Origin of the sequence: Streptomyces avicenniae, from assembly GCF_000719135.1 — a bacterium.
Taxonomy (GTDB): domain Bacteria; phylum Actinomycetota; class Actinomycetes; order Streptomycetales; family Streptomycetaceae; genus Streptomyces; species Streptomyces avicenniae.
On record NZ_JOEK01000021.1, the window covers coordinates 1 to 25,838 of the forward strand.

Here is a 25,838-nt window from a genome sequence, read left to right on the forward strand (position 1 = left end):
CGAAGAACCCAGCTCAGACCGCAGTCACCCGTCCGGGGATGATCACTAAATCACCAGCCCAACACCTCGCTCATCTAGTGATCGTTCCCAGATTCGGCACAGGGCAGGATCGCGAGCTGCACGCACTGACGGCGGCCGTCGCGAGCGGGGCGGTAGATCCGCGGCCACGGGCCGAACCCGCGGCGGGTGAGCTGCCACTTCGCGCGGGCAAGCTGCTTGACCACCGGGTGGTCCTCCGCCAGGCGCAGCGAACGGCGCTCCTCGAACCCTTCGAGGCGTTCGGGCAGGCCGCACTTCACAGCCGCCGCGGCGGTGAGCACGATCAGCGGGTCGCTGTCCTTGCCGTTGCGGTGCAGTCTGGGCGCGCCGAGCCCCGACTCGGTCAGCGTCCACTCCACCAGCTGGGGGATCGTGCTCGCCGGGCAGTCAAGCACCAGCCCCCCGGCGGCAGACGCGGCCCCGTCACCGTCCAGGACGGCCAGCGGACCATGCGGCCAGCGCGGATCGGCCGGGGGACGCTGGAACGTGGCCGAGCGGCGCGACGATGCGGCCGGACGGGCAGGACGGGCGTGGGTGGTCGAAGTAGTCGGGGTCCGGGGCGGCGCGGCGGCCTCCGGTGCGGCGGTCGAGGAGAGAGCCGGACGCGTGGTTGGTGACGTCGGTTGCGGCAGGGTGACCGGGGCCTCGGCGGACGTGGACGGGTACTTCGCGGCCCAGCCGTCCAGCAACCGCTGGTACGCGCCCAGACGCGGCGGGCGCGGCTCGGACCGGCCGTTCTCCCAGTTCTTCACCGTCTGCGGCGTCATCCTCAGCGCTTCGGCCAGACGCGCCTGGGTGATACCGGCGGCCTCCCGGAGCCTGGCCCGTTCCGCCGGAGGCGGCAGCTGCGGCTCCTCCTCAAGCAGCGCGTCCACCGACGCGAACAGCTCTTCCTCGGTCGCCATACGGGCTCCACCTCCGTCCCGGACGCTAACAGACTTTAGCCTCCGTTTTGCTGCGGCATTTAACCCGCACGGGTAAGCGTGGCAGGGTACCGGTGACGCGGCGGCGCAGCCCGGAACGCCCGCCTCCCGCCGCACGAGGACACCCGTGCGGCGGACAGACCGCCGGCCGCGCACCGCGTCCGTCTCGGCGCCGAGAACGAGCCCGGAGACGGCGCACCGCTCGCAGGGCGCGGTGGCAGTCTCCGCCTTGCCCCGGGGCGCCGATCCCCCCAACTCACCCGTACTCACCAGGCGTCCGCGGCCCGGGTGAGTCGCGTCCTGACTTCGGGGGCTCCGGGTGTTCGGGCCGGGGCCGGCCTGCCGTCCGGGGCCGGTCGAGAGCCCTGGGCGGCAGGCGCCGGCCGCTACAGGGCCGCAACCGGTGTCTCTTCTCCGGCGGAAGCGGTGGCCCCGGTGGGGGAATCGTCGGCCGGTGCCTGGTGAACGGGTGCGTTCGTGGGCGGCACGTGCCGCAGCATGGTCAGCGCGAGCACCGTCATGGCGGTGAGGAGGACCGCGCCCACCACGGCGACGCCGTTGAGGCCGGACGCGAAGGCGTCACGGGCGGGCGTGATGATCCGGTCGGCCGCGGCGGCAGGCATGCCCGCAGTGGCGTCGAGCGCGCGGGCCAGGGTGTCACGGCTCGCCTCGGCGGCGGCGGCCGGGGTGCCGGCCGGAAGGCTGTCGGCGACGCTGTTGCGGTAGATCGCGGTGCCGAGGCTGCCGAGCGCGGCGATACCGAGGGCGAGACCGAAGTCGCTGCTGGTCTGTTGCAGGGCGGATGCGGCGCCGGCCTTCTCGGGGGGCGCGGAGCCCACGATGAGAGAGACGCTCAGGCTCATGACGGGGCCGATGCCGGTGTAGACGAGGCCGAAACCGGCCAGGACGTACGCGAGTCCGTGGTCCTGGGGGTCGGCCTGGGTGAGGGTCGCGTACCCGATGGCGGAAAGGCCCAGGCCGATCGCGGTGACGCTGCCGGGGCGGATACGCCGTGCGGCGACGGGGGCGAGCATCGACGAGGTGATGAGGAGACCGGCGGCGGGCAGCAGCCACAGGCCGGCGCGCAGCGGCGAAAGACCGGCGACCATCTGCAGGTACTGGGTGACGAAGAGATAGATGCCGCCCATGGCGACCGCGGCGAACAGCATCACGCCCAGGGCGGCGCTGAAGGCGCGGGAGCGGAACAGGCTGAGGTCAAGCATCGGGTCGTCCAGGTGCAGTTGGCGCCGCGAGAAGACGAGTCCGAAGGCCACGCCGACGACGATGGCGACGATCGGCGCGGTCTGCGCGCCGTGCTTGGCGATCTCCTTGATGCCGTAGACGACCGGCAGGATGGCGAGGAGCGACAGGACGACGCTGGCCGGGTCCATGCGGCCGGCGTTCTCGTCCTTGTACTCCGGCAGCAGCACGGGCCCGGTGATCAGCAGCAGCAGCATGACGGGCACGGCGAGCAGGAACACCGATCCCCACCAGAATGCCTCCAGCATGAGTCCGCCGACGACCGGCCCGAGCGCGATGCCGACCGAGAAGCTCGCGGCCCAGATGCCGATGGCCGTGCCCCGTTCCCTGGGATCCTGGAACATGTTGCTGATCAGCGCGAGCGTGGAGGGCATGAGGGTGGCGCCCGCGACACCGAGCAGGGCCCGGGCGGCGATCAGCAGTTCAGGGCTGTTCGCGTACGCGGCGATCACGGAGGCGATGCCGAAGGCGAGCCCGCCGATCAGGAGCAGCCTGCGCCTGCCGATGCGGTCCCCCAGGCTGCCGGCCGTGACCAGGAAGCCGGCGATCATGAACGCGTAGATGTCGATGATCCACAGCATCTGCGTGCTGCTCGGCGCCAGAGCCGCGCCCAGGTGCGGCACCGCCAGGTGCAGCAGCGTCACATCGAGGGACAGCAGGATGCTGGGCAGCGCCAGCATGGCGAGACCGATCCACTCCCGCCGCCCGGCTTTTACCCTGCCGGAATCAACACCCGTAGACATCGTGGTGGCCTTTCGTGGTTGTGCTCGTGGGTCTTCTGTCAGATCAGGGGCCGCCGCCCCCGCAGCGCGGGGGCGGCGGCGGACGGTGTCCGTCCGTGGGGGCGGGGCCCCGAACAGCGGTCAGTGCTCGGCGCCCGGCAGGCCCTGCGCGAAGCCGCCGTCCACAGGGAATTCGACATTGGTGGTGAACGTGGCGTCGGCGGCCAGGAACAGCGCGGCCGCGGCGACCTCCTCGGCCGTCCCCATGCGCTTGAGCGGCGTGCTCAGGCCGCCCTGCTTCTCGAAGTCCGCGCGCTCCTGGTCGGTCATGCCGGGGACGCCCATGGTCGGGGTCTTGATGTAGCCGGGGGCGACGGCGTTCACGCGTATCCTGCGGGGCAGGTACTCGGCGGCGAGGACGTGCGCGAAGGCACGCACCGCGTCCTTGGAGCCGGCGTAGGCACTCAGGCCCGGGAAGACCAGGTCGTTGGCGACCGTGGTGAAGACGATGGCGCCGCCGTCGTTGAGGAGCGGTGAAAGGCTCTGCACGGTGAAGAAGGCGCCCTTGGTGTTGATGGCGAAGTGCCGGTCCCAGGACTCCTCGGTCACCTCGTCGAGGGTCTGCACCTCGGCGAGGCCGTGGTTGACGAACAGGTAGTCAACCCGGCCGAGCTTCTCCTGCGCGATGTCGGCGAGAGCGCGGACGTCGGCCATGCTCGCCGCGTCGGAGCGCACGACGTGCGCCCGGTCCGACACCAGCTCGGTGCGTGCCCCTTCGATGTTCTTCTCGTTGCGGCCGGTGAGGACGACCTCGGCCCCTTCGTCCAGGAGCTGCTTGACGATGGCGAGACCCATCCCGTGCGTCCCACCGGTGACGACCGCCGTCTTGCCCGTGAACCTGCTCATCTTCGTCTCCCTGGTCAGCTGTGGTGTGTGGTGCGTGTTCGACCGGTGGCCACCGGCGAGTGCCATCCTCGGAGCCGCCTCTTGCGGTCTGCTGTCGATCCGCTTTCACCACTGTCCGGACCGGCTGTCACCCGCTGTCCCCGTGCGCTGCGCCGCAGGCCGTGGGCGGACCGGGGGCATGCACGCGCCGCGCGGCCGGTGGTGCCGTACTACGGTGGCTCCATGCGTCTAGGGGTACTGGGGCCGCTCGCCGTCTGGTCCGACGACGGAGACCTTGCGGCAGTGCCGGAGTCGAAGGTCCGCGCTCTGCTCGCGGACCTGCTGACGGCTCCCGGGCAGGTGATCTCCGCCGACCGGCTCATCGACGAGCTGTGGGGCACCACCCCGCCGGCCAACCCCTCGGGCGCCCTGCAGACCCTGGTCTCCCGCCTGCGCCGGGTGCTCGCGCGGGCCGGAGCCGCCGAGGCGGTGCTCCACCGCGCACCCGGCTACGTCCTCGCGGTGGCGAGCGAAACGGTGGACACGGGCCGGTTCACAGCGATCACCGCACAAGCCCGCACCACCGTGGGCCACCAGGAGCGCGCCGGCCTGTTCGCCGACGCCCTGGCGTTGTGGCGCGGCCCCGCCTTCGCGGACTTCGCGGACGAGCCGTTCGCGCGCCCCGCGATCGCCCGCTGGGAGGAACAACGGCTGCTGGCCCTGGAGGACCAGGCGGAAGCCCGCCTGGAGCTGGGCGACCACGGACTGCTCGCGGGCGAACTGGGCGACCTCACGAGCCGCCACCCCCTGCGGGAACGGCTGCGGGCGGCCCACATGCGGGCCCTGTACCGGGCAGGCAGAGCGAGCGAGGCCCTGGACAGCTACCTCGACCTGCATCGGCAGCTGAAAGATGAACTGGGCCTGGACCCCGGTCCCGAACTGATCGCTCTGCAACGGGAAATCCTGCGCCAGTCACCCGCTCTGAGCCAGCCACCGAGCACCGACGCACGCCTCAGGCAGCCGGGCACGCACCGCTCACCCGCACGGGAACCACGCGCGGGCCACCGGCCCCGCACCAACCTGCCCGCTGCCACCACCGACCTGATCGGCCGCACGGACTCCGTGGGCGAGATACGCGCCCGAGTGCGCGCAGGCCGCCTGGTCACCCTGACCGGTCCCGGCGGCGTGGGCAAGACCCGCCTCGCCGTGGAGGTCGCGGCCCAGCTCGCCGAGGAGTACGAGGACGGGGTGTGGCTGGTGGAGCTGGCGGCCCAGGCGCCGACCACCCCGTCGGACGACGAACTGGCCGAACTCGTGGCGGCGACGCTCGGCGTACGCGACGACTCCGGGACGGGCTCCCCGCCCGGCGGCCGGCCGTACACCCTGCCGGGGCGGCTCACCGATGCACTTCGCGGTCGCCATCTGCTGCTCGTCCTGGACAACTGCGAGCACGTGGTCGAGGCGGCGGCGCGCCTGGCCCGGGCACTGCTGCGGCATGCGCCGGGCGTCCGTATCCTCGCCACGAGCCAGGAGCCGCTGGACGTCGCCGGTGAACAGGTGTGGCCCGTCCCGCCACTGGACCTGCCCGACCCGGCCGCGTCGGCTGCCGCCTCGGCCCGCGCCAGTGCGGTGCAGATGTTCCTCGCCCGTGCCCGGGCGGCCCTTCCCGGTTTGGAGCTCACCGACGACAACGCTCCGCTGGTGGCGGCGATCTGCCGTCGTCTCGACGGGATCCCGCTCGCCCTGGAGCTGGCCTCGGCCCGGGTCCGTGTCCTGGGGGTGCACGAACTGGCCGAGCGCCTGGACGACCGGTTCCGGCTGCTCACGACCGGCCGGCGGGACGCCCCCGCGCGCCAGCAGACCCTGCGCGCGATGATCGACTGGAGCTGGGAACTGCTGACGGCGGCCGAGCAGACGGTGCTGCGGCGGCTCGCCATCCACTCGGACGGGTGCTCGCTGGAGGCCGCCGAGGCCGTCTGCGCAGGCGAGGGCGTGCAGCCGGCCGAGGTCCTGGACCTGCTCGCCCGCCTCGTCGATCGTTCCCTCGTGTTCGTCGTGCAGGAGGCGTACGGGCCGCGCTACCGGCTCCTCGAATCGGTGGGCGCGTACTGCCTGGAGCAGCTGCGGGCCGGCGAGTACGACCGCGTACGGCGCGTCCACGCCCTGTACTACGCGTCCCTGGCAGAGCGTGCCGACCCCTTTCTGCGCGGCGAGCGGCAGCAGCAGTGGCTTCGCCGCCTGGACGCGGAGACGGCGAACGTGCGGGCCGCGCTGGACGGCGCCGCAGCCGGTGGTGACGGCCGTCTGATGCTGCGCCTCGGCTCGGCGATGGTCTGGTACTGGTTCCTGCGGGGGCGTCTCGGCGAGGCGAAACGCTCCCTGACCCGGGCCCTGGAGGTGGCCGGTGCCCTGGCCCCCCAGGAGGCCGCCCACGCCGATGCCGACCGTGCCCGGGCCATGGCCTGGCGTACCGGCATGGACCTGGTGTCCGGCGCCCCGGACGGGCTCGCGGGGCACGGCCGCTCCGTGCTGGCCCTGTACGAGGACGTCCGTGACCCGCATGAACGCACCCGGGCAGGCTGGTTCCTGGGCTCCGCCGTCACCCGGTTCGGCGACCAGGCCGTCGGTGAGGAACTGCTGGACCGAGTCCTGGCCGAGTCCCGTGCGCTGGGGGAACGGTGGGCCATCGCTGCGAACCTGGGGACACGCGGCATGCAGACGTATGTGTGCGGGGATCTCGACTCCTCGCGCCGAGACGGTGAGGAGAGCCTCGCGCTGTTCCGCGAGACAGGCGACCGCTGGGGCCAGCTCCAGGCGATGGCGGTGCTCGGGCGGGTCGCCGAGATCCAGGGCGACTACGCGGAGGCGAGCCGGCGGCATGGCGAAGGGCTGTCCATCGCCGAGGAGTTGGGGTTGTGGACGGACGCCTCCATGCGCCTGTCCGAGCTGGGCCGGATGGCGCTCCTGACCGGTGACCACGCCCGTGCCGACGAACTGCACGAGCGTGGTCGGCGCCTGGCCGTCGAGCAGGGGGACAAACCGGCGGAGGAGTTCGCCGAGATCGGCCTCGCCCTGAGCGCACGCCGGCAGGGCAGGCTGGACGACGCGGAGGGCCGTCTGGGGCGTTGGCTGGAGTGGAACCGGCAGTTCGACGCGGCGAACGGCGCCGCCCTGATCCTCGCCGAACTCGGCTTCGTCGCCGAACTGCGCGGCGATGCGGAGGCGGCGCTCGCCCGACACCGGGAGGGTCTGGCAGCCGCCGGTGCCACCGGTGATCCGCGCGCAGTGGCCCTGGCCAGGGAAGGACTCGCCGGTGCGTGGGCGCTGGCGGGGCGGCATGAGCACGCCGCCGTGCTGCTGGGCGCGGCGGCGGCGGCGCGCGCGTCGGTGGGGGCGCCGTTGCCCCAAGGCGAGCGGGGCGACGTGGACCGCATCGAGTCCGCTGTACAGGCCGCGCTGGGAGACGCCGTGTTCTCGGCGGCGCACGCGTACGGCGGGACACTCGGCACGGACGCCGCTGACGTCACTGAGCTAGCCGTTCCCCGATGACGGTGTCCTCCCGCGCGGCACAACGGCCAGGTGAGGCCGCATGAGGCGACCAGCACCAGCTGCTGCCCGCCGAGCCAGGCAGCCCGGGCCACGCCCAAGGCGGGCGCGTGGGCACCGGCGGCGCGGACCAGTCTGCTGATCGCCCGGCGACTGGCCTTTCTCGACGCGCGCCGTCCGGGCTGCTCGACGCCATCCTGACCGGCTTCCCCAGCGAGGAGGCCGCACAGCCCACCGGTGCCCGGGGACGTCCGGTAGCTGAGGCGCCGACACCGCGATCGCCCACGCCGGACCCCGTCCTCGTCGTGACGAAGGGCGTCCCCCGGGTCGCAGCCGGGTCGAGGAAGCACAGCCAGCAGGCGCGGACCCCTCGGACAGGCCCGCCGAGCCGGAGCGGCGGGCGGCCCGTGCCGACCGCGGGATCGTGGCCGGGACGCCGGACGGCGACCGGCTCGTGGAGATCGAGGCGATCGCCGCGGGCCGAGATGCTGCCGAAGGGGCCGGTTTCCGGCGCGCGAACCAGCGTAAAACGGTCACCGGCCGAGCTGACCTCCCGTCAACTGCCGCCCGAGCCAGGCCCGAAGGCCGCCGCCACCACCCGCGTCACACAGGGTGAGGAATGCGTTGCGATGGCGGCGTTTTTTCTCATGGAGGGAAATTCGAGCACTTGTATTGCTGCATGCGGAATTAGGTCGTAGCTTGCGAGCTACTCGTGATCGAGCGCACGACGGTTCGCCGTCCAAGCCTCACACTGCAAAGGAGCCGCCATGAGCTGGACCGAACCCTTTTCCGGCGCGTCACGGCCTTCGGCCCCCGGGCGGTCCCGGTGAGCGTGGAAGGAACCGCCTCCGCGGCGAGCGCCGGGCCGCGCGAGCGCGGCACCCCGCCGCCGGGCGCGGCGCAGGGCGCGAGCCGCCTCAGGCGCCTCGCCGAGCGGCGCCGCGTGCGCGACCTCGGGCTCCGGGTCGCCGGCGTCCTCACCGTCCTCAGTGCCCTCGAACTGTGCTCCCGCGTCGGCCTGCTCTCGCAGGACTGGTTCCCGCCCGTCACCGAGACCTACGCCGAGCTGGGCAGGCTGGCCGCCGGCCACCCCCTGTGGACCGAGATCGGCCGCACCCTCAACGGCTGGCTGGTCGGCATCGTCATCGCCACCCTCCTCGCCGTCCCCATCGGCGTCCTCCTGGGCAGCAACAACACCGCCTACCGCTTCTCCCGGGTGGTCATCGAGTTCTGCCGGCCGATCCCCTCGGTCGCCCTCATCCCCCTCGCCGTCCTCGTCTACGGCGTCGGCCTGGAGATGAAGGTCTTCCTCATCGTCTTCGTGACCTTCTGGCCCATCCTCCTCCAGGTCATCTACGGCGTGCGGGACGTGGACCCGCTGGTGCAGGACACCGCCCGCAGCTACGGTCTCCCCCCGAGTGCCCGCTTCCTGCGCGTCACCCTGCCGAGCGCCGCCCCCTACATCGCGACCGGCCTGCGCATCGCCTCGTCGATCGCGCTCGTGCTCGCCGTCACCGCCGAACTCGTCGTCGGCGCCCCCGGTCTCGGCCAGTCCATCGTCGTCGCGCAGTCCAACGCCCTGCTCCCGCGCATGTACGCGCTCATCATCGTCACCGGACTCGTCGGCTGGGCCCTCAACTCGGTCTTCCAGGCCATCGAGCGCCGCCTGCTCCGCTGGCACCCGTCGCAGCGCCGGGAGGTCGCCCAGTGACACGCCGTCTCCTCGGAATCCTGCTCGAACTCGCCCTGCCCGTCGCTCTCGTGGCCGGGTACTGGGTGTGGTCGGAGCAGGCCGACAACTTCTACTTCCCGCCCTTCGGCGAGATCCTCGACTACTTCCGGGAACTGTGGCTCTTCGACCGCGTCGGCAGCGACCTCGCCCCGAGCCTGCTGCGCATGCTCGCCGGCTACGGCATGTCGATCGTCATCGGCGTCTCGCTCGGCGTCCTGCTGGGAATGTCCCGGGTGCTGCGTACCGCAGCCGAGCCGGTCGTCGAGTTCCTGCGCGCCCTGCCCGCGCCCGCCCTGATCCCCTTCTCCCTCCTGATGTTCGGCGCCGGCGACGGCTCCAAGATCTTCGTCATCGTCCTCGGGTCCGTCTGGCCGATCCTGCTCAACTCGATCGACGGTGTCCGCGGCGTCGATGCCCAGCAGCTCGACATGGCCCGCGCCTACCAGATCCCGCTCACCGCCCGGGTGACCCGGATCATCCTGCCCGCCGCGAGCCCACGCATCTTCGCCGGCATGCGGACCTCCCTCGCCATCGCGATCATCCTCATGGTCGTGTCCGAGATGGTGGCCAGCTCCAACGGCCTCGGCTACTTCGTCCTCGAATCCCAGCGGTCCTTCGCCATCCCCGACATGTGGACCGGCATCATCCTGCTCGGCCTGCTCGGCTACGTCCTCAACTGGCTGTTCCTGCGCGTGGAGAACCGCGTCCTGCTCTGGCACCGGGGCGTCAGAGGGCTCCTGCCGGCCGCACGCACCGGCGCCGGGGACCGGGGCCGCGCCACCGCGGCCACGACCGCCCCCGCCGCCCCGCACCCGCCCTCGTCCACGCTCTCGTCCTCGGAGAAGTCTGATGCTTGAAGTCACCGACCTGCGCAAGGTCTACGGCCCCGACCCGACCGCGGCCCCGGCCGTCGCCGACCTGTCCTTCACCGTCGGCGACCGCGAGTTCGTCTGCATCCTCGGCTCCTCCGGCTGCGGCAAGACCACGATGCTGCGCTGCCTGTCCGGCCTCGTCCCGGCCACCTCCGGCGAGATATCGCTGCGCGGCAAGGCCGTCACCGAGCCGCCCGAGGACATGGCGTTCGTCTTCCAGGACTACAGCCGCTCCCTGCTGCCGTGGATGACGGTCCGCCGCAACGTCGCCTTCCCCCTGCGCTACAAGGGCATCGACAAGCGCGAGGCCGCCACCCTCACCGACGAGGCGCTGGACGCCGTCGGCCTCTCCGGACGCGGCGACCGCTACCCGTGGCAGCTCTCAGGCGGCATGCAGCAGCGCGTCGCCATCGCCCGGGCGCTGGCGTACCGGCCCAGGATCCTGCTGATGGACGAGCCGTTCGCCTCCGTCGATGCGCAGACCCGCTCCGGCCTCGAAGACCTGCTCCTCAAGGTCTGGGAGCGCTACGACATCACCGTCCTGTTCGTCACCCACGACATCGACGAGGCCATCTACCTCGCCGACCGGGTGCTCGTGCTGCGCCCGCCGGCCAACGTCGGGCACGAGGTGACGGTCAACCTGCCGCGCCCGCGCCACCAGGTCACGACCAAGCAGGAGCCGGAGTTCGCCCGGCTGCGCGGCGAGCTGTACGCCGCCCTCGACGGCCGGTCGGTGGCCGCATGAGCAGCCTCCTCCTGCGCCCGCTGCGCAAGCGGCGCCATCGCGCGGGGCTCGCCGCGCTCTCGGGCCTGCTGCTGGTCACCGGCTGCACCGACTACGGCGGCGACCTGTCCGGGGCGAGCATCTCCGGCGGCGGCGACGGCGACACGGTCGTCGTGTCAGAAACGGCCGGTACCCCCTCGGCGTTCCTCGCCTACGGGGTGCGCGAGGGATTCTTCGAGGACGAGGGCCTGAACGTCGAGGTCCGCCCGTCCTCCGGCGGCGCCAGCGTCATCCCGGCACTGCTCAGCGGCGACATCGACATCGCGGGGTCCAACGTGGTCTCGGCGCTGCTCGCGATGGGCCGCCGGATGCCGATCGAGATGATCGCGGCGGGCACCAGCACCTCCGAGCGGGCCGATGACGACTTCTCGTCGCTGATGGTCCCCGCCGACAGTCCCATCGCGGGCCCTGAGGACCTCGACGGCGCGAAGATCGCCGTCAACACGCTGCAGAACATCAACGACATCGTGCTGCACTCGGTCCTCGCCGAGCACGGCCTGGGCAACGGCGACGTGCAGCTCGTGGAGATGCCGTTCCCCGACATGCCCGCCGCCATGGACAGGGGTGACGTGGACGCCGGGCTGCTGATCGAGCCGTTCGCCACCATCGGCCGGGGCGCCGGGCTGCGCGACATCGCCCGCCCCTACACCGCGACCCGGCCGAACCTGCAGATCGGCACCTACCTGATGACCGGCGACGAGATCGGGGAGGACCCCGAGCTGGCCCGGGCATTCCGGGCGGGCGTGGAGGCGACGGCTGAGTCGATCGCGCGGGACCCGCAGTCGTTCCGGGACGCGCTGCCGGAGATCAGCGAACTGGCGCCGGAGCTGGCCGCGCAGATCGACCTGCCGGACTGGCAGGGCGTCACCGACCGGGGGTCGATCGAGACGATCCACGCGGTGATGCGGGACATCGGCCTCACCGACGCCGAACTGGACTACGACGAGGCGGTGTACGAGTAGGGCCTGGGCCGCGAAAGGGCGGCGGTCGGCGCGACGGGACGAGCAGGTCCCGCGCCGGCCGTCGCCCTTCTCCGCGGTCTTCCGGTCCTCCTCAGCCCCTGACCTGGTCGCTCAGCAGGTCCTGGAGCCGGTCGCGGGCATGCAGCAGGTCGGCCGCCAGCTCGCGGGCCTCCGCCTTCGACGGCAGCCGCGTCGCGGGGACCACGACCGCTATCGACGCCAGGGGCGTCTCCGCCAGGTCGCGCAGCACGGCGGCCACCGCGCTGATGCCGCGCTCGCCCTCCTCCACGTTCGTGGCGTACCCGTCGCGGCGGATCCCCGCCAACTCGGCCTCCAGGGCGGCCCAGTCGGAGACGGACGCCTCGGTGCGGGTGACCAGCTCGCGGTCCGCGAACCGCCGGGACAGCTCGGCGGCGGGCATGGCGGCGAGGATCGCCTTGCCGGCGGCGGTGCAGTGGGCGGGCAGCACGACGCCGGTGCGGTTGCCGACGCGGACCGAGCGGGGGCTCTCCACGCAGTCAACGAAGCGGACGTTGCGGCCCTCCAGGAGGGACAGGCTCACCGTCTCCTGGGTGCGGTCGCGGATCTCCTCCAGGATCGGGCGGGCCACCTGCCGGATGTCGATACGGCCGATGGCGGCGAGCCCGATCTCGTTCAGCACCGGGCCGGGCCGGTAGGCGCCGTTGGGCTTCTCCTGGAGCACGAAGCCGCGCCGGCGCAGCGCGTTGAGCAGCCGGTGCGCGGTGGAGGGGGCGACGCCGAGCTGGACCGCCGCCTCGGAGACACGCAGGGCCTGCCGTTCGCCGATCAGCTCCAGGAGCCGCAGCGCGTTGTCCACGGAACTGGTGACGCCCTGGGACGCCGCGGGGGCCGCCGCCTCGGGAGCAGAATTCGACATGGAAGAAATCTACCCCAGAGTTTTTCGAATGCATACGTCCCGGGCGGTCGAGTAAACCGCCCGGGACGCCGTGGACTTCCTGGGGTGGGGGCTCAGCCCTCGCGGACGTCGAGCGTCAACCTCCCGATCCGGCTGATGGCGGCCGTGAGCCGGTCGCCCGGCTCGATGGCGCCGACGCCGGGGGGCGCCCCGGTGAAGATCAGGTCGCCGGGCAGCAGCGTCATCATCGAGGACGCGTAGGAGACGATCTCGGGGACGGCCGTCAGCAGGTCCCGGGTGCTGACCTCCTGCCGCTTGACGCCGTTGACGTCGAGGGTGATCTCCAGCGTCCGGGGGTCGCCTATCTCGTCGGCGGTGACGATCACCGGGCCGAGCGGGCTGAAGGTGTCGTAGCTCTTGCGCCGCGAACGGTCGGCCGGGCTGCGGACGGTGATGTCGAGGCCGAGGGTGTAGCCGAAGACGTGGTCGAGGGCGCGCTCGGCCGGGATGTCGGCGCCGCCGTCGCCGACCACGACGACCAGCTCCGACTCGTGGTGGATCTCCTGGCCCGCGGCGACGATCTCCTTCGGCAGCACGATGTCCTCGCGCGGCCCCGACAGGGAGGACGGCGCCTTCAGGAACACGTCGAAGTTCATCATCCAGGACTCGACGCCGCCCAGGGTGCGCTCCTGCACCTCGTGCATCTCGGCGACGTGGTCCGCGTAGTTGGACGCGCAGGCCACGATCTTGCTCGGGTTGAGCGCGGGGGCGCACAGCGTCACCTCGCCCAGCGGGCGGGCCCGGCCGGTCGCGGTCGCCGCCGCCAGGGCGTCGCGGACGCCGGCGAAGTCACGGCAGAGCCGCCGCCACCAGCCGGCGGTCAGCGGGTCGGCGTCGTGCGGCCACCCGAGTGCGTCCGTCACGTCCACCACCCGCTCGGTGCCCTCCGCCCCGGTCACGACGCCGAGCCGGTGGTCGTCGAACAGCGCCAGCCTCATCTTGGGAACCTTTCACAGAATCGAATGTCACAACGGGTCGCCGCCGGCCCTGGTCAGTCGAACACACCGGTGACGACCTGGGGTTCGGGCAGCGTCTCCTCGCGGTAGACGCCGAGGGCACGCAGCACCGGGGCGTCGCCGAGGCTGAAGAGATCGGCTCCGGCGGCCGAGCGGTGCTCGGCGGCGGACCACGACGGCACGACGAACATGTCCCCGGCCGACCAGTCGAAGCGGCGCCCGTCGATGACGCTGCTGCCCTCGCCCCGGAAGACGACGTACACGCTGTTGCCGCTGCGGCGCACCGGGGCCGACGAGCCGCCCGGCAGCAGCCGGTGCATGCCGCAGGCGAGCGTCGGCAGCACGCTGGCGCCCGAGTGCGGGTTGGTGAACTCGACGCTCACCAGCGGGCCGCCGTCCTCGACGGCGAGCCGCGTCAGCTCCTCGTCGGTCGCCGACCAGCGGTAGACCAGCAGCGGGGAGGGCGCGGCGTCGAGCGGGCCGTCCACCGAGCCGGACGTCATCGTGGCGCCCGCCGTGCCGCCGCCGGCCACGTACGCCGTCTCCGACCGGTTGTGCTCGCCCTCGACGGGCTGGCGCAGCTCGGGGTGCGGCTCGAAGAAGATCGCGTCCAGCGCCTCGACCATGGGCAGGTCGAGGCCGTCGAACCAGAACATGCTGCCGTCGCCACCGTTGGCGTGGTCGTGCCAGGCGCCGCCGGGGGTGAGGACCAGGTCGCCGGGATGCATGTCGCAGGCGTCGCCGTTGACCGTCGTCCACACGCCTTCGCCCTCGATGACGAAGCGGATCGCGCCGGGTGTGTGCCGGTGGGCGGGCGCCGTCTCGCGCGGGCCGAGGCACTGGATCGCGCCCCACAGCGTCCCGGCGGCGTAAGGGCGCCCGCCGAGGCCGGGGTTGGTCAGCGACAGCACCCGGCGCTCGCCGCCGCGCTCCACCGGCACCAGGCCGATGGCGCGCTCGGCGAGCGGGCGCAGCACCGAGGACCGCCACAGCCACGGCACGGCCCGGGGCCTGGGGGTCGGGGTGAGGAGCTGCTCGGTGATGGTCCACAGCGGGCGCAGGCCGGCGGCGGCGATGTCCTCGTACAGCGCCGCCAACTCCGGTTCCCCGTCGGCTGGTCCGGCCGCCGTGGTCTGCGCCTGCGTGTCGTCGAGTGTTGACATGTCGGTCTCCTTGCCGGTGCTCAGTGGGCCGGGACGGCCTCGGACGGGGACGGGTGGCCGGGCGGCAGCCCGATCCCGAAGCGGCGCACGCTCTCCAGGAGCGACGCCCGCCGCATGTAGGCGCGCGCCCGGCCGGGGTCGGTCGCGATGGCGCGCATCTCGTCGTGCGAGGCGCGCCGCCGCGCCTCGTCGGTCTCCATCAGCCGCTGCGTGTTGCGCTGCGTGTCGGCCTGCACGTACTCGACGGCCACCCGGTGGCGCAGTTCGGCGAACGTGGACAGCTCGCTCTCGGCGTCGCCCTCGCCGGAGCGGATGCGGGCGATGCGGCGGGTGACGTCCATGGCGTCGTGGATGCCGCTGTTGAGGCCGACGCCGCCCATCGGGCTGTTGATGTGGGCGGCGTCGCCGATCAGGACGACGTCGCCGGCTCGGAAGGTCTCGGCGACCCGCTGGTGCACGCGGTAGAGCTGGCGGTCAACGATCGGGTAGCCGCCGGGCCGGGGCGCGACGCCCTGGAACTGCCGCTGCAGGGTCGCCTCGTCCTTGGCCTCGTCCTCGCTCTGCTCCGGCGGGACCGGCCACACGGCCCGCCAGGACTCGACGGTGCGCAGGAGGAACAGCCACTCGTGGGGGTCCGCCACGTAGTTGACGTCCGCGATGCCGGGCAGCGCCTCGGACAGGTCGATGGTGGTGCTGGCGATGAGGAAGCGCTCGGGGTAGGTGTAGCCGGTGAAGCCGACGCCGAGCGAGCGGCGGACGGTGCTGCCCGCGCCGTCGGCGCCGATCACGTGAGCCGCGTCGAGGGCGCTCGCCCCGCCCCGGCCCTCCACCAGCACGGAGGCGCCGCCGCCGGGCGCCGGCTCGACGCCGGTGACACGGGTGCCGAACAGCAGCGTGACGCCGGGGGTGTCCGCCAGCTGCCGGTGCAGCATGCGCACGAGGTGCTGCTGGTTGAGCTGGAGGCGGTAGGGATAGGGCGTCTCGTCGGCGAGCAGGGAGAAGTCGAACTCGGCCACCAGCCCGTCGCGGCGGTCGCGGAAGTGGTAGATCGGCACCTGCAGGCCCTCGGCGTGCATCTGCTCCACGACGCCGAGTCCGGACAGCAGTTCCAGGGTCGCGGCGTGGAACGTCGATGCGCGCCAGTCCGTCTTCGGCTCGTCCTCCGCCTCGACGAGCACCACCGGGACGTCCAGCCGCGCGAGCGATGCGGCGGCGACCATGCCGACCGGTCCACCGCCGACGATGACGACCGGGCATCTCGAAAGGTCACGTTCATTTCCTGGCATGGCCCTAAACATGGCACATGTTCCGCAGAACTGAAAGCTGTCCGAAATTAATTCCTCTGTGCAGAAAAGATGGCAGCAGCCGAGGTGTACAGGTGGGTCGCGCACCCCCTCGCGACGTGCGCACTCCCCCACAGGGGGCGACGGGGAACCCTGGCACGGCACGGCTCGTCGGTGCCGTGCCGTCAGCAGGACACCGGGCCGACGACCACGCCGACCCGTCCGCCGATTTCACTCCATGGGCCACCGGTCGGCGCAGGTCCGGTGACTGACCTTCGGGCAACCGCGCACTTTCAAGTGGGTTCTTGTGGCACGTACCGCCCGAGGTGGACAGCGCTTCTCATGAATACGCGATGCCCGAACCGGCCCTGCGGGAGTTGGGCGGCGGCACAGTGGTCAACCTCACCAGCGGCTCCGCACGGCAGGCGCGCGAGCTCGCCGGATGGCTCGCGGGATACGGAGCGCGCCTCCTTGCCGGCGGGATCATGGCCGTGCTTGCGACGGTGGGGACGCAGGGAGCCTTCATCCTCACAGCGGTGCGCGTGATCTGTTCGACCGTGTCGCCCCTGTGCTCGGCCCTCTCGGCCGTTCTCCTTGGTGGGAACGGGAGCCGACCACGCGGTGGCGATGGTCCATGCGGAGGGCGGCGACGTGGAGACGTTCAAGCAGGAAGTGCTCAGGCCGTGGATGGAGCAGATACTGGCGATCACGGTCGAGGGCGCCGATCCGAGCGAATCCGTCCCGGACGAGTACAGCCCCGTGATGCAGGCGACCGGCCTGGAGAGCATTTTTGCCGCCTCGGAGGAGGCGGGTCCGCGGAACTGGCGGGACACCTGAGCGCATCCCTGTGGCGGATGCGGCGCGCCGTCGCTGCCCGCTGAGCCACATCCAGGGGGTCCACGGGTAGGCGGAGCACCCCGGCTACGACGTGCCGGAACTCCGGTGTGTGCTCAACCCGGCAGTGACCGTATCAAGTCCCCCCGGATACACGGCGGGAGCGGACTGGATCGGCTCGGCCAGTGCCTGGACAGAGGCGCGCAGCGCGTCGAGGTGCCAGCAACTCGGTCAATGCTGCGGCGGACTTGGTGGCCAGGGACGTGACCTGGCGGCGGGTCTGCGCTGATCGGCCCTGAGTGACCTCTCGGCCGACTCGACACGGGTCCGGCAGGCCCGGGAGGACTCGTCCAGCCGGGTGGATGCCGTCCTCGGCGTCCACCGGGTAGGTGACAAGTCACCCGATCCGTGCGCCATGGCGTCCTCACGTGAGAAGGAAGGTCACAAGTCGAGCCGTTGGGGAGCTTGCCTGACCTGGGCGCGCGGGTGAGGTGATTGACCGAAGATCGCTCCAGGGGGTGATGGGCGGCCTCCCCGGGGCCCTGCGAGCGGGGCGGGCCAGGGGGAGGAACCGCGGGGGCCGCAGGACCGTTCACGGTCAAGAGCCGGGTGCGCCGCGCTCACGCCCCCTGGGGACAGGGGCGCCGGTCGCACCAGGCACACTTCACCTGGAGAACACGCCACCTATCGACCAGAAGAGGTCAGGGATGATCACTCTCACCAAAGACGACGAACCGGCGGACCTCGACGGCATCACCCACATGTCGATCGGCGTGTCCTGGGACCCCACCGCCGGAAGCAGCGGCGGTGTCCTCGGCAAGGTGCGGAGGAAGATGGGGACGGACCTCGATCTCATCGCCATCGCGCTCCAGGGCAGCGACCCGGTGCGGCTTGCGGGGCTCGACTCCCTCGACCCGCTCGGCAACGGCGCGCTCCTCCACACCGGGGACAACCAGACGGGCCGCGGGGAGGGCGACGACGAGACCGTCACCGTCGAATTCGGCCGTATACCGCCGAACATCACGGCCATAGCCTTCGTCGCCAGCGCGTTCAAGCGCGGCAGCAGTTTCCAGAAGGCACGCAATGTCAGCTTCAAGGTCTACGACGCGACCGGCGGAGACATCCAGCAGGTGGCGGACATCTGGCCGAGTCTCATGACGAACGACAACAGCTGCGCAATCGCCAAGGCATTCCGTGCGGGCAACTCCTGGAAACTCCAGGTCGTGAACAAGACCGGCAAGGTCAAGCAGGGGGACGAACTCTCCCTGATGCGCTTCGCCGCGACCGCGTAGTCACGGCGCCGACGGGGGCAGCTCGTGCCGACCGGGCGGTGGATGTTCCCGGGGAATGCGGGAGTGGGGCGCGGGTGCGCGGAATGCGGCACCCGGCCCTCCCGCAGACCGGAATTGCACGGACGCACCGCGCATTTCGTCGGTGCGGGCGACGCCGATTCTCCGGCGCGTCGGCGTGGTCACGTGCCGCAAGGTGGTGGACTCGGTTAGCTTTCGCGTGGCAGAGCGCGCTGTTCCGTTCCCGGCCGTCGTATTCGCCGACGCGGGAAACAGCGCCAGGGAGTTCCGTCTCCCGCCCACCCCCGCGCGCATGAGAAGAGAACCGCAGTGTCACACCACCTTGACTCCCCCCTCGCCCTCCAGGACGTCCGTCTGGACATCACCGACCTGTACGTCTTCCGTGGGGAGACCGGCACCGCGTTCGTGCTGGACGTGTGTCCCTCGGCGGCCGGGGAGGACGCGCCGAAGGGGTTCCACCCTGAGGCGCAGTACGAGATCAAGATCGACTGCGACCACGACGCCGTCGAGGACGTGACCTACCGCTTCAGCTTCGGCGAGCGCACCGCGCAGGGCGGCCAGGAGTTCGAGCTGCGGATGATCACGGGGACGGACGCGCGTGACCCCCACGCCACCGGTTCCCTGGTCGCGCAGAGCGTCACGGGTCAGGCCGTCGCCTCGGAGCGGGGCATCAGGGCGTGGGCGGGGCGGGCGAGCGACCCGTTCTGGATCGAGCCCGACGTGCTGAAGGCGATCGGGGCCGCCTTCGCGAACGGCACACGGGTGGACCTGTCGTCGTGGGACCCGGCGCGCGCGCAGAACCTGTTCGCCGACAACAAGGTGTACACGATCGTCCTTGAGGTGCCGGACGACGAGCTGCTCCCGGCGATCGGGGCCGACCGGCACATCGACGTCTGGGCGCTGACGAGTCTGGCGACGGACGCGGGCGGATGGCGGCCCGTCAACCGGTTCGGGCACCCGATGGTGCACCCGCTGTTCGCGCAGCTCGACGAGGAGCTGGGGAACCGGCTGAACACGACGGCCCCGGCCGACGATGTGAAGGTGCACGGGGAGAAGCTGGCCGAGCTGGTCGCGGGCGTCGTCCGCGCGTACGGCACGGCGGCGGACCCGGTGGCGTACGGGAAGACGGTCGCCGCGCGGCTGCTGCCGAACGTGATGCCGTACATCGTGGGGACGCAGGGCGTGTACGGGTTCGCGTGCTGGAACGGGCGCTCGATGATCGACAACGCGCCCGATGTCATGTTCTCGTTCGCGACCAACACCCCGTTCGGCATCGGGCTGGACCGGAACGCGGTCGCGGCGAAGCCGTCGGACACGTTCCCCTACGTGCCGGTGCTCGACTGACCCCGTCCGGGCGGATCGTCCGGGGCCGTGCGGGCGCGTCCGGGGCCCCGGGATATGTTCTGCGGCGGTGGGGGACGTGTGCCGTCCCCCACCGCGGGACGACAGGACAGCGGGACGGCCGTGGGCGTGGACAGGGAAGACAGTGAGGACGCGGAGCCGCGGGAGGCCGTGCGGCGGCGGTGGGCGATGGACACCCGGCCGCTGCGGCGGCCGGCGTACCGGCGGCTGTGGGGTTCGACGGTCGTCACGGCGGTGGGCAGCCAGCTGACGGCCGTCGCCGTGCCCTTGCAGGTCTACGACATCACCGGGTCGTCCGTGTGGGTCGGGTACGCGAGCCTCGCGGGACTGCTGCCGTTGGTCGTGTTCGCCCTGTGGGGCGGGGCCGTCGCCGACCGGATGGACCGGCGCACGCTGCTGATCGTCGGCGACACGGGGATAGCCGTCACGTCGCTGCTGCTGTGGGCGCAGGCGATCGCCGGGCTCGACTCGGTGGCGGCCCTGATGATCCTGCTGGCGGTGCAGCAGGCGTTCTTCGGTCTGGAGGCTCCGGCGCGCAGCGCGTCGATACCCCGGCTCGTGCCCGTGGGGGAGCTTCCGGCGGCGAACGCGCTGGGCTCGACGGTCTCGCAGACGGGGATGCTGGTCGGTCCGCTGCTGGCCGGGGCGCTGATCCCCGTGATCGGGCTGGCCGAGCTGTACCTGATCGACGCGCTGGCCCTGGGCGTGGCCGTGTGGGCGGACTGGCGGCTGCCCGCGCTGCCGCCGCTGGGCGGCCCGTCGGCGGCGGCGAGGTCGGGATGGCGGGAGATCGTGGCGGGTTTCCGCTACATGGCGGCGCACACGGTGCTGCTGCTGTCGTTCGTCGCCGACATCATCGCGATGGTGCTGGGGATGCCGCGGGCGCTGTTCCCGCAGCTGGCGTCGGAGACGTTCGCCTCGCACGGGGAGGGGTTCGCGCTCGGGCTGCTGTACGCGGCGATCCCGGTGGGCGCGGTGCTGGGCGGTCTGGGCTCGGGGACGTTCTCGCGGGCGCGGCGGCACGGTCTGCTGGTGATCGCGAGCGTGGTGGTGTGGGGGCTGGCGATCATGGGGTTCGGGCTGAGCGGGAGCCTGTGGGTGGCGCTCGTGTTCCTGGTGGTCGCGGGGGTGGCGGACATGGTGTCGATGGTGTTCCGGGGGGCGATACTGCTGTCCGCGGCGACCGACGAGATGCGGGGCCGTATGCAGGGGGTCTTCACGGTCGTCGTCGCCGGGGGGCCTCGGCTGGCGGACGCGCTGCACGGGGCGGGTGGTTCGGCGTTCGGGCCGCGTGTGGCGATAGCGGTCGGCGGGGGGCTGGTCGTCGTGGGGGCGCTGGCCCTGGCGGCGGCGCCGGGGCTGCGCCGCCACCGGGTCTGAGGCGCGGGCCGTCAGGCGGGGATGGCGTTGAGCAGCCGGTCCCACTCGGGGTATCTGGCGAGCTTCGCGGCGTGGAGGGCTCCGATGCGCGGACCGATCTCCGGGTCGGGGTCGTCGGTGAAGCGGACCGCGGAGAGCCGGGCGATGCGCGGGAGGATCGTCCAGTCGCCCTCGATGTGCACCGGATCGTTCATGTAGTGCTCCAGGGCGGTCAGGTCCTGGACGGAGGCGGAGTACGCGTGGGTGAAACCCTCGGCCGGGTCGCCGAGGTCGTGGCCGACGCTGCCGAACGTGACGGAGGCGACGGACGCCGTGCGCCGCATGAGGGCGAGCACCTCGGCCCGTTCGTCGTCGGTGGTGCCGTCCTTGAAGGTGAAGCGCAGGACGTTGGTGATCATGGGTGGCTCCTCGCGCAGAAAATTGACCAGCGGGTTCAGATTAGTGAATTCACCGGTTGGGGCGCAAGGACCGGCGGCGCGGGCACCGGTGCAGGAGGTGCCCGCGCCGCCGGAGTCATACCGGGCGCGCGGTGAGGCGGCCGGGGTGGGTCACGGCATCAGGACGGAGTCGATCAGGTAGACCGTCGCGTTGGCCGTCTGCACGTTGCCGCAGACCACGGAGGCGCTGTCGTTGACGGTGAAGGACTCGCCCGAGCCCGAGGTGGTCACGGTGCCGCCCTGGAGGGTCTCGAACTCGCCGTTCGCGAGGTCCTCGGGGGTGAGGCGCTCGCCGACGACGTGGTAGGTGAGCACGTCGGTGAGGGCCGCCTCGTCGGCGAGCAGCGCGGTGAGGTCGGCCTCGGGGATCTGGGCGAACGCGTCGTTGACGGGCGCGAAGACGGTGAGGGCCTCGGAGTTGTTGAGCGTGTCGCCGAGACCGGCGGCGGTGACGGCGGTCACCAGGGTGGCCAGCTCGGGGTTGTTGCTGGCCGCCGTGGCCACCGGGTCCTGGGCCATGCCGTTGAAGCTGCCCGCGCCGTCGGCGGGGACGCCCGCGCAGGCCGGGCCGAAGGGGGCGGACGCGTCGGTCATGCCCTCGTCGGTGTCCTCCGTGGGCTGCTCGTCCGTGGTCTCCTCCTGCGAGGTCTGGCTGTCGGACGAGTCGGCCGAGGTGTCCTCGTCGTCCGACGAACACGCGGCCAGGCCGAGGGGCAGGACGGCGGCGGCGACGAGGGCGACGGTGGTGCGGCGCATGCGGTTGACGTTCATGAGGGTTCTCCTGGAATGGGGTTTCTTGGGCTGTTCGTGGTGTGGGGGGCGTCCGTCGTGGGGACGGCGGGGTCAGGCCACTTCGACCACCACCGAGTGCCATCCGGTCGCACCGCCGGGGATGGGGTCGGAGCGTTCCGAGGTCTGTATCTCCCCCGTGCGGTCGGTGGCGCGGACCTCGATGCGGTGCCGACCGGGCTGGGCGGGCCAGTCCCAGCGCCACTGGCGCCAGGTGTCCACCGTGTCCTCGGCGGCCAGCTCGGTCTCCTGCCACGGGCCGTCGTCCACCCGGACCTCGACCCGGTCGATGCCGGTGTGCTGGGCCCAGGCGACCCCGGCGACCGGTACGGTCCCGGCGGGGATGTCGGCGAAGCCTCGCGGGGTGTCGATGCGGGACTGGGTCCTGATCGGCGCCTGGGCGGCCCAGTCGCGGCGGACCCAGTAGGCGTCGAAGTCGGCGAAGGTGGTGAGTTCGATGTCCTCGATCCACTTGCAGGCCGACACGTAGCCGTACAGGCCGGGGACCAGCATGCGGACGGGGAAGCCGTGGTCGAACGGGAGGGGTTCGCCGTTCATGCCGACGGCGAGCAGCGCGTCACGTCCGTCCATCACGGCCTCGACGGGGGTGCCGAGGGTCATGCCGTCCACGGACCGGGCCACCAGCTGGTCGGCCGGTCCGCCTTCGGAGGGCGGGCGGACCCCGGCGTCGCGCAGCACGTCGGCCAGGGGGACGCCGATCCAGCGGGCGTTGCCCGCGTAGGGGCCGCCGACCTGGTTGGAGACGCAGGTCAGGGTGATGTGACGTTCGATCAGCTCGCGGCGCAGCAGGTCGTCGTACGAGAGGGTCAGGGGGCGGGTGACGCCCGCGCCGTGGATGCGCAGGCGCCAGCTGCGGGCGTTCACGCGGGGGACGGTGAGGGCCGTGTCCACGCGGTAGAAGTCGGTGTTGGACGTGAGGTGCGGGGTGATGCCCTCGACGCCGAGGTCGGCGCCGCGGGGGGACGGCGTCACCGGGGAGGCGGGGGCCGGGAGGCGGATCGCGTCGCGGGCGGCGGCGGCCTGGCTGCTGCCTGCCTGGTTTATGCGGGTGGCGAGGACTCCCGAGGCGGCCGACACGGCGGCGACCGAGGTGGCCGCGAGGACGAAGGCGCGCCGGTCGAAGGCCGGGGGGACGTCGGGGGGCGGTGCGGTGGGAGGTGACGGCTCCTGGGCGTCGGGGGCCGGTCGTCGGCGGATGGCGGGGAACAGCCCGGCCAGGAAGTGGAGGACGGCCGCGCCGGTCACCGCTCCGAGGAGCGAGGGGACGGCGTCGAACCGTCCGGCGTCCGGACGGCCCGCCGCGGCGACGGCCCCGACCGCTCCGACGAGCAGCACGCCGAGCGCCGCCGTGCGGCGGAACCGGGCCGCCGCGAGACCGAGGGCGATCGCGAAGAGGACGAGGAGCGCAAGGATGCCGAGGCGCAGGACGAGCTTGTCGTTGGTGCCGAAGGTGCGGATCGCCCAGTCCTTGACGGGGGCAGGGGTCCGGTCGATGACGGCGCCGCCGAGGGCGGTGACGGGTCCGGCCTCGCGGCGGATCAGGGAGGCGGACAGTTCGGCGACGGCGAGCGCGGCGCCGGCGGCCAGGAGGCCGGACAGCGCACCGGGAATTCCCACCCGTGCCGCTGCCCGCCATCGGGTCGTGCGCTGCGCCTCGTTGCCGCTCATGCCCGTACTTCGGAGCCCGACGGGCGGTGGATTGGTGGGACTTCGGAGAAATTCGGGAATGCTGCGGAAGGAGCGGCGAAATACGCGCCGGACACGGGGCTTTGACCACTCTCCTCTCTCTCAGCGGACGATCCCTGAGGAACCACCGGCCATTTGATCGGTAGGCGAATGCCTGTACGTGCGCGCCTCGTGAATCGTCGGCCCTGCTGGTGGAGTTGTCGGCGCTCTGCGCACCTCACTCCTGGCGGGCACGCCCTGGGGTCGGGCGCCGTGCCTTCACGAGGCAGGTCCACCGACGGCTGAGGCGCCGCAGGCGGGGCGGCGTGGCCTGACGTGGCGACGCCGCCGACCGCGCGGGGCGGTCGGCGGCGTGCGGGGCGGTGTCAGGCGGTCGGGAAGGCCATGACCGCCAGGGGGTCGCTGGTCGGCTGCGGGGAGCCGCCGTCGGGTTCGAGCGTGACGCCCATCCCCGACGCGCCGCCGAGGGCGCCGTCCATGAGGACGGTCTCGCCGTCGGCCGCCGGGTCGAGCAGCCCGGCGGGACGCATCCGCCCGTCCTCGTCGAACCACAGCTGGTAGACCTTGCCGGGCGGCGGGGCGGCCAGGCCGGAGACGGCGAACGCGGCACGGTCCGCCGAGGCCGAGACCACGACGGTGGCGCTGCCGCCGCCGGGGAGGGGGCCGGTCGTCACCCGGGCGTCCGGCGCGGACATGACGCGGGACAGCTCGGCCGCGCGTGCCTCGACCTGTTCGGCGCGGGCACGCGCGTCCTGCGCCGTCTGCCACTGCCAGACGGCCGTGCCGCCGAGCGCGGCGGCCGTCACGCAGGCGGCCAGCGCGAAGGCGACCGCACGGCGCCGCGTGCCGCCCCGGCGTGCGGGGACCTCGGGCTCGGCGGCGCCGGGCGGCGGTTCCTGGCGGACGCTGCCGATGCGCCGCAGGACGGCCTCGCGCATCGCGGGTGGCGGTGTCTCGGCGACGGCCTGCCCCAGCCTGGCGGCGGTCTCCAGCAGTTCCGTGACCTCGGACGCGCACGCCGGGCAGCGCCCCAGGTGGCCCTCGAACCGGGCGCGTTCCGCGGGCAGGACGGCGTCGAGCGCGTACGCGCCGCCGAGGATGTGCAGCTCGGCCTCGTCGTCCCGCGTCACTCCCTCGCCGTTCGTTCCTGTGCCTTTCATGACGTCACCCCCAGGCAGTCCCGCAGTCGGATCAGGCCGTCCCGCATCCGTGTCTTGACCGTGCCGAGCGGCAGCGAGAGGAGGTCGGCGACCTCGCGGTGCGTCAGCCCGCGGTAGTAGGCGAGGGTGACGGACTGCCGCTGCCGTTCGGTGAGTCCGCTCATGCAGCGTTTGACCTGTTCGCGTTCCAGGCGCGCCTCGACCTGTTCGGTGACCTCGTCGAACGCGGGGGTGCGCTCCAGCAGGGCGGCGCGCTGCTCGCGGTCGCTCGCGGCCTGGGCGGACCGTACGCGGTCCACGGCGCGGCGGTGCGCGAGCGTCATGACCCAGGCCATGGCCGAGCCGCGGTCGGGCCGGTACTGGGCGGCGCAGCGCCACACGTCGATGAGGACCTCCTGCGCCACCTCCTCGGACTGCGCGGGGTCGCGCAGCACCGACCTGACGAGGCCGAGGACGGGGCCCGCGACGCGGTCGTAGACCGTGGCGAAGGCGTCCTGGTCGCCGCGCGCGACCTCGGCGAGCGAGTCGGCGAGGCTGGGGGCGGGGCCCTCGCCGTCCCGTGGGACGCCGGACAGGCGGACGGACTCCCTCACCGGCGGACTCCCTCGCCGACGGGGGCGGGACGGTCCGGCCGGGGGGCCGTGAGAGCGAACTCCATGCGACTTTCTCCGAACGACGACGAACGGTGCCCACCGTACGGCGGACCGTGGGGTATTCGCCGCCGGTGCCCGCGTGGATTGGTGGGGGCGGCGGTTTTTTTCGCGGCCTTGTTCGGAGGGGGGCCCGGGAGGGGGA

Annotated in this window: 20 protein-coding genes and 1 pseudogene; 9 read left to right on the forward strand and 12 right to left on the reverse strand. The window is 72.4% G+C overall.

Translation table 11 applies throughout. The features are described from left to right. Positions 1 to 104: 104 nt before the first annotated feature. The 3 genes and pseudogenes from IF27_RS28900 to IF27_RS28910 all read right to left on the reverse strand — a co-directional run. Positions 105 to 944: pseudogene (locus tag IF27_RS28900) on the reverse strand (helix-turn-helix domain-containing protein); the annotation flags it as partial. A gap of 404 nt (positions 945 to 1,348) precedes the next feature. Continuing rightward, entirely contained in the window at positions 1,349 to 2,965 is a 1,617-nt protein-coding gene (locus tag IF27_RS28905) for an MFS transporter (RefSeq protein ID WP_052852834.1), read from the reverse strand. Between the two features lie 120 nt (positions 2,966 to 3,085). Further along, on the reverse strand, positions 3,086 to 3,850 hold the full coding sequence (locus IF27_RS28910) for an SDR family oxidoreductase (protein ID WP_052852835.1): 765 nt from the start codon (positions 3,848 to 3,850) through the stop codon (positions 3,086 to 3,088). Between the two features lie 222 nt (positions 3,851 to 4,072). On the opposite strand from IF27_RS28910, the gene IF27_RS28915 reads away from it, so the two are divergent. From IF27_RS28915 to IF27_RS28935, 5 genes are all read left to right on the forward strand, one after another. Further along, the gene (locus IF27_RS28915) at positions 4,073 to 7,378 is read left to right on the forward strand and encodes an AfsR/SARP family transcriptional regulator (protein WP_052852889.1); all 3,306 of its coding nucleotides are present in this window, start codon (positions 4,073 to 4,075) and stop codon (positions 7,376 to 7,378) included. 823 nt (positions 7,379 to 8,201) lie between these two features. Continuing rightward, positions 8,202 to 9,086, forward strand: a complete 885-nt coding sequence (locus IF27_RS28920) for an ABC transporter permease (protein ID WP_223291252.1) — start codon at positions 8,202 to 8,204, stop codon at positions 9,084 to 9,086. Further along, entirely contained in the window at positions 9,083 to 9,964 is an 882-nt protein-coding gene (locus IF27_RS28925) for an ABC transporter permease (protein WP_110946351.1), read from the forward strand. The genes IF27_RS28920 and IF27_RS28925 overlap by 4 nt, the downstream gene beginning before the upstream one ends. Next, entirely contained in the window at positions 9,957 to 10,724 is a 768-nt protein-coding gene (locus tag IF27_RS28930) for an ABC transporter ATP-binding protein (RefSeq protein ID WP_052852836.1), read from the forward strand. Before IF27_RS28925 ends, IF27_RS28930 begins: the two co-directional genes overlap by 8 nt. Then, the gene (locus IF27_RS28935; RefSeq protein ID WP_052852837.1) at positions 10,721 to 11,725 is read left to right on the forward strand and encodes an ABC transporter substrate-binding protein; all 1,005 of its coding nucleotides are present in this window, start codon (positions 10,721 to 10,723) and stop codon (positions 11,723 to 11,725) included. The genes IF27_RS28930 and IF27_RS28935 overlap by 4 nt, the downstream gene beginning before the upstream one ends. Before the next feature lie 91 nt (positions 11,726 to 11,816). Here IF27_RS28935 and IF27_RS28940 read toward each other — a convergent pair whose 3' ends face one another. The 4 genes from IF27_RS28940 to IF27_RS28955 all read right to left on the reverse strand — a co-directional run bounded on the left by IF27_RS28940 (position 11,817) and on the right by IF27_RS28955 (position 16,067). Then, the gene (locus IF27_RS28940; protein WP_110946352.1) at positions 11,817 to 12,623 is read right to left on the reverse strand and encodes an IclR family transcriptional regulator; all 807 of its coding nucleotides are present in this window, start codon (positions 12,621 to 12,623) and stop codon (positions 11,817 to 11,819) included. Positions 12,624 to 12,715: 92 nt separating this feature from the next. Then, the gene (locus IF27_RS28945) at positions 12,716 to 13,600 is read right to left on the reverse strand and encodes a fumarylacetoacetate hydrolase family protein (RefSeq protein ID WP_052852839.1); all 885 of its coding nucleotides are present in this window, start codon (positions 13,598 to 13,600) and stop codon (positions 12,716 to 12,718) included. A gap of 53 nt (positions 13,601 to 13,653) precedes the next feature. After that, positions 13,654 to 14,781: a cupin domain-containing protein gene (locus IF27_RS28950; protein ID WP_110946353.1), complete on the reverse strand. Its 1,128-nt coding sequence runs from the start codon at positions 14,779 to 14,781 to the stop codon at positions 13,654 to 13,656. Between the two features lie 20 nt (positions 14,782 to 14,801). Beyond that, positions 14,802 to 16,067 (reverse strand): FAD-dependent oxidoreductase, encoded by a 1,266-nt coding sequence (locus tag IF27_RS28955; protein WP_190233140.1) that lies wholly within the window; start codon positions 16,065 to 16,067, stop codon positions 14,802 to 14,804. A 618-nt stretch (positions 16,068 to 16,685) separates the two neighbouring features. Here IF27_RS28955 and IF27_RS28960 point away from each other — a divergent pair. The 4 genes from IF27_RS28960 to IF27_RS28975 all read left to right on the forward strand — a co-directional run bounded on the left by IF27_RS28960 (position 16,686) and on the right by IF27_RS28975 (position 20,950). Then, positions 16,686 to 16,901 carry a hypothetical protein gene (locus IF27_RS28960; RefSeq protein WP_052852841.1) on the forward strand — a complete coding sequence of 72 codons (216 nt, stop codon included), beginning with the start codon at positions 16,686 to 16,688 and terminating at the stop codon, positions 16,899 to 16,901. A gap of 704 nt (positions 16,902 to 17,605) precedes the next feature. Next, the gene (locus IF27_RS28965) at positions 17,606 to 18,190 is read left to right on the forward strand and encodes a TerD family protein (RefSeq protein WP_052852842.1); all 585 of its coding nucleotides are present in this window, start codon (positions 17,606 to 17,608) and stop codon (positions 18,188 to 18,190) included. 327 nt (positions 18,191 to 18,517) lie between these two features. Continuing rightward, on the forward strand, positions 18,518 to 19,552 hold the full coding sequence (locus tag IF27_RS28970) for a DUF4331 family protein (protein ID WP_052852843.1): 1,035 nt from the start codon (positions 18,518 to 18,520) through the stop codon (positions 19,550 to 19,552). A 186-nt stretch (positions 19,553 to 19,738) separates the two neighbouring features. Continuing rightward, positions 19,739 to 20,950 (forward strand): MFS transporter, encoded by a 1,212-nt coding sequence (locus IF27_RS28975; RefSeq protein ID WP_190233143.1) that lies wholly within the window; start codon positions 19,739 to 19,741, stop codon positions 20,948 to 20,950. Between the two features lie 11 nt (positions 20,951 to 20,961). On the opposite strand, the gene IF27_RS28980 is transcribed toward IF27_RS28975, so the two are convergent. The 5 genes from IF27_RS28980 to IF27_RS29000 all read right to left on the reverse strand — a co-directional run bounded on the left by IF27_RS28980 (position 20,962) and on the right by IF27_RS29000 (position 25,636). Then, positions 20,962 to 21,348, reverse strand: a complete 387-nt coding sequence (locus IF27_RS28980; protein ID WP_052852845.1) for a Dabb family protein — start codon at positions 21,346 to 21,348, stop codon at positions 20,962 to 20,964. 150 nt (positions 21,349 to 21,498) lie between these two features. Then, on the reverse strand, positions 21,499 to 22,158 hold the full coding sequence (locus tag IF27_RS28985; RefSeq protein WP_052852846.1) for a fasciclin domain-containing protein: 660 nt from the start codon (positions 22,156 to 22,158) through the stop codon (positions 21,499 to 21,501). A gap of 72 nt (positions 22,159 to 22,230) precedes the next feature. Further along, positions 22,231 to 23,865, reverse strand: a complete 1,635-nt coding sequence (locus tag IF27_RS28990) for a molybdopterin-dependent oxidoreductase (protein ID WP_052852847.1) — start codon at positions 23,863 to 23,865, stop codon at positions 22,231 to 22,233. Positions 23,866 to 24,248: 383 nt separating this feature from the next. Beyond that, a complete protein-coding gene (locus IF27_RS28995; RefSeq protein ID WP_052852848.1) occupies positions 24,249 to 25,043 on the reverse strand; it encodes an anti-sigma factor in 795 nt (264 codons plus the stop codon). Next, complete coding sequence (locus IF27_RS29000; RefSeq protein WP_052852849.1) at positions 25,040 to 25,636, reverse strand: sigma-70 family RNA polymerase sigma factor; 597 nt, start codon at positions 25,634 to 25,636, stop codon at positions 25,040 to 25,042. Before IF27_RS29000 ends, IF27_RS28995 begins: the two co-directional genes overlap by 4 nt. Positions 25,637 to 25,838: the final 202 nt, after the last annotated feature.

Coding starts and splice junctions, on each gene's coding strand:
- IF27_RS28940 (WP_110946352.1), bottom strand. CDS start 12,623: ATGTCGAATTCTGCTCCCGAGGCGGCGGCCCCCGCGGCGTCCCAGGGC.
- IF27_RS28915 (WP_052852889.1), top strand. CDS start 4,073: ATGCGTCTAGGGGTACTGGGGCCGCTCGCCGTCTGGTCCGACGACGGA.
- IF27_RS28980 (WP_052852845.1), bottom strand. CDS start 21,348: ATGATCACCAACGTCCTGCGCTTCACCTTCAAGGACGGCACCACCGAC.
- IF27_RS28955 (WP_190233140.1), bottom strand. CDS start 16,067: ATGCCAGGAAATGAACGTGACCTTTCGAGATGCCCGGTCGTCATCGTC.
- IF27_RS28935 (WP_052852837.1), top strand. CDS start 10,721: ATGAGCAGCCTCCTCCTGCGCCCGCTGCGCAAGCGGCGCCATCGCGCG.
- IF27_RS28965 (WP_052852842.1), top strand. CDS start 17,606: ATGATCACTCTCACCAAAGACGACGAACCGGCGGACCTCGACGGCATC.
- IF27_RS28910 (WP_052852835.1), bottom strand. CDS start 3,850: ATGAGCAGGTTCACGGGCAAGACGGCGGTCGTCACCGGTGGGACGCAC.
- IF27_RS28985 (WP_052852846.1), bottom strand. CDS start 22,158: ATGAACGTCAACCGCATGCGCCGCACCACCGTCGCCCTCGTCGCCGCC.
- IF27_RS28950 (WP_110946353.1), bottom strand. CDS start 14,781: ATGTCAACACTCGACGACACGCAGGCGCAGACCACGGCGGCCGGACCA.
- IF27_RS28995 (WP_052852848.1), bottom strand. CDS start 25,043: ATGAAAGGCACAGGAACGAACGGCGAGGGAGTGACGCGGGACGACGAG.
- IF27_RS28945 (WP_052852839.1), bottom strand. CDS start 13,600: ATGAGGCTGGCGCTGTTCGACGACCACCGGCTCGGCGTCGTGACCGGG.
- IF27_RS28905 (WP_052852834.1), bottom strand. CDS start 2,965: ATGTCTACGGGTGTTGATTCCGGCAGGGTAAAAGCCGGGCGGCGGGAG.
- IF27_RS28930 (WP_052852836.1), top strand. CDS start 9,957: ATGCTTGAAGTCACCGACCTGCGCAAGGTCTACGGCCCCGACCCGACC.
- IF27_RS28990 (WP_052852847.1), bottom strand. CDS start 23,865: ATGAGCGGCAACGAGGCGCAGCGCACGACCCGATGGCGGGCAGCGGCA.
- IF27_RS28975 (WP_190233143.1), top strand. CDS start 19,739: ATGGACACCCGGCCGCTGCGGCGGCCGGCGTACCGGCGGCTGTGGGGT.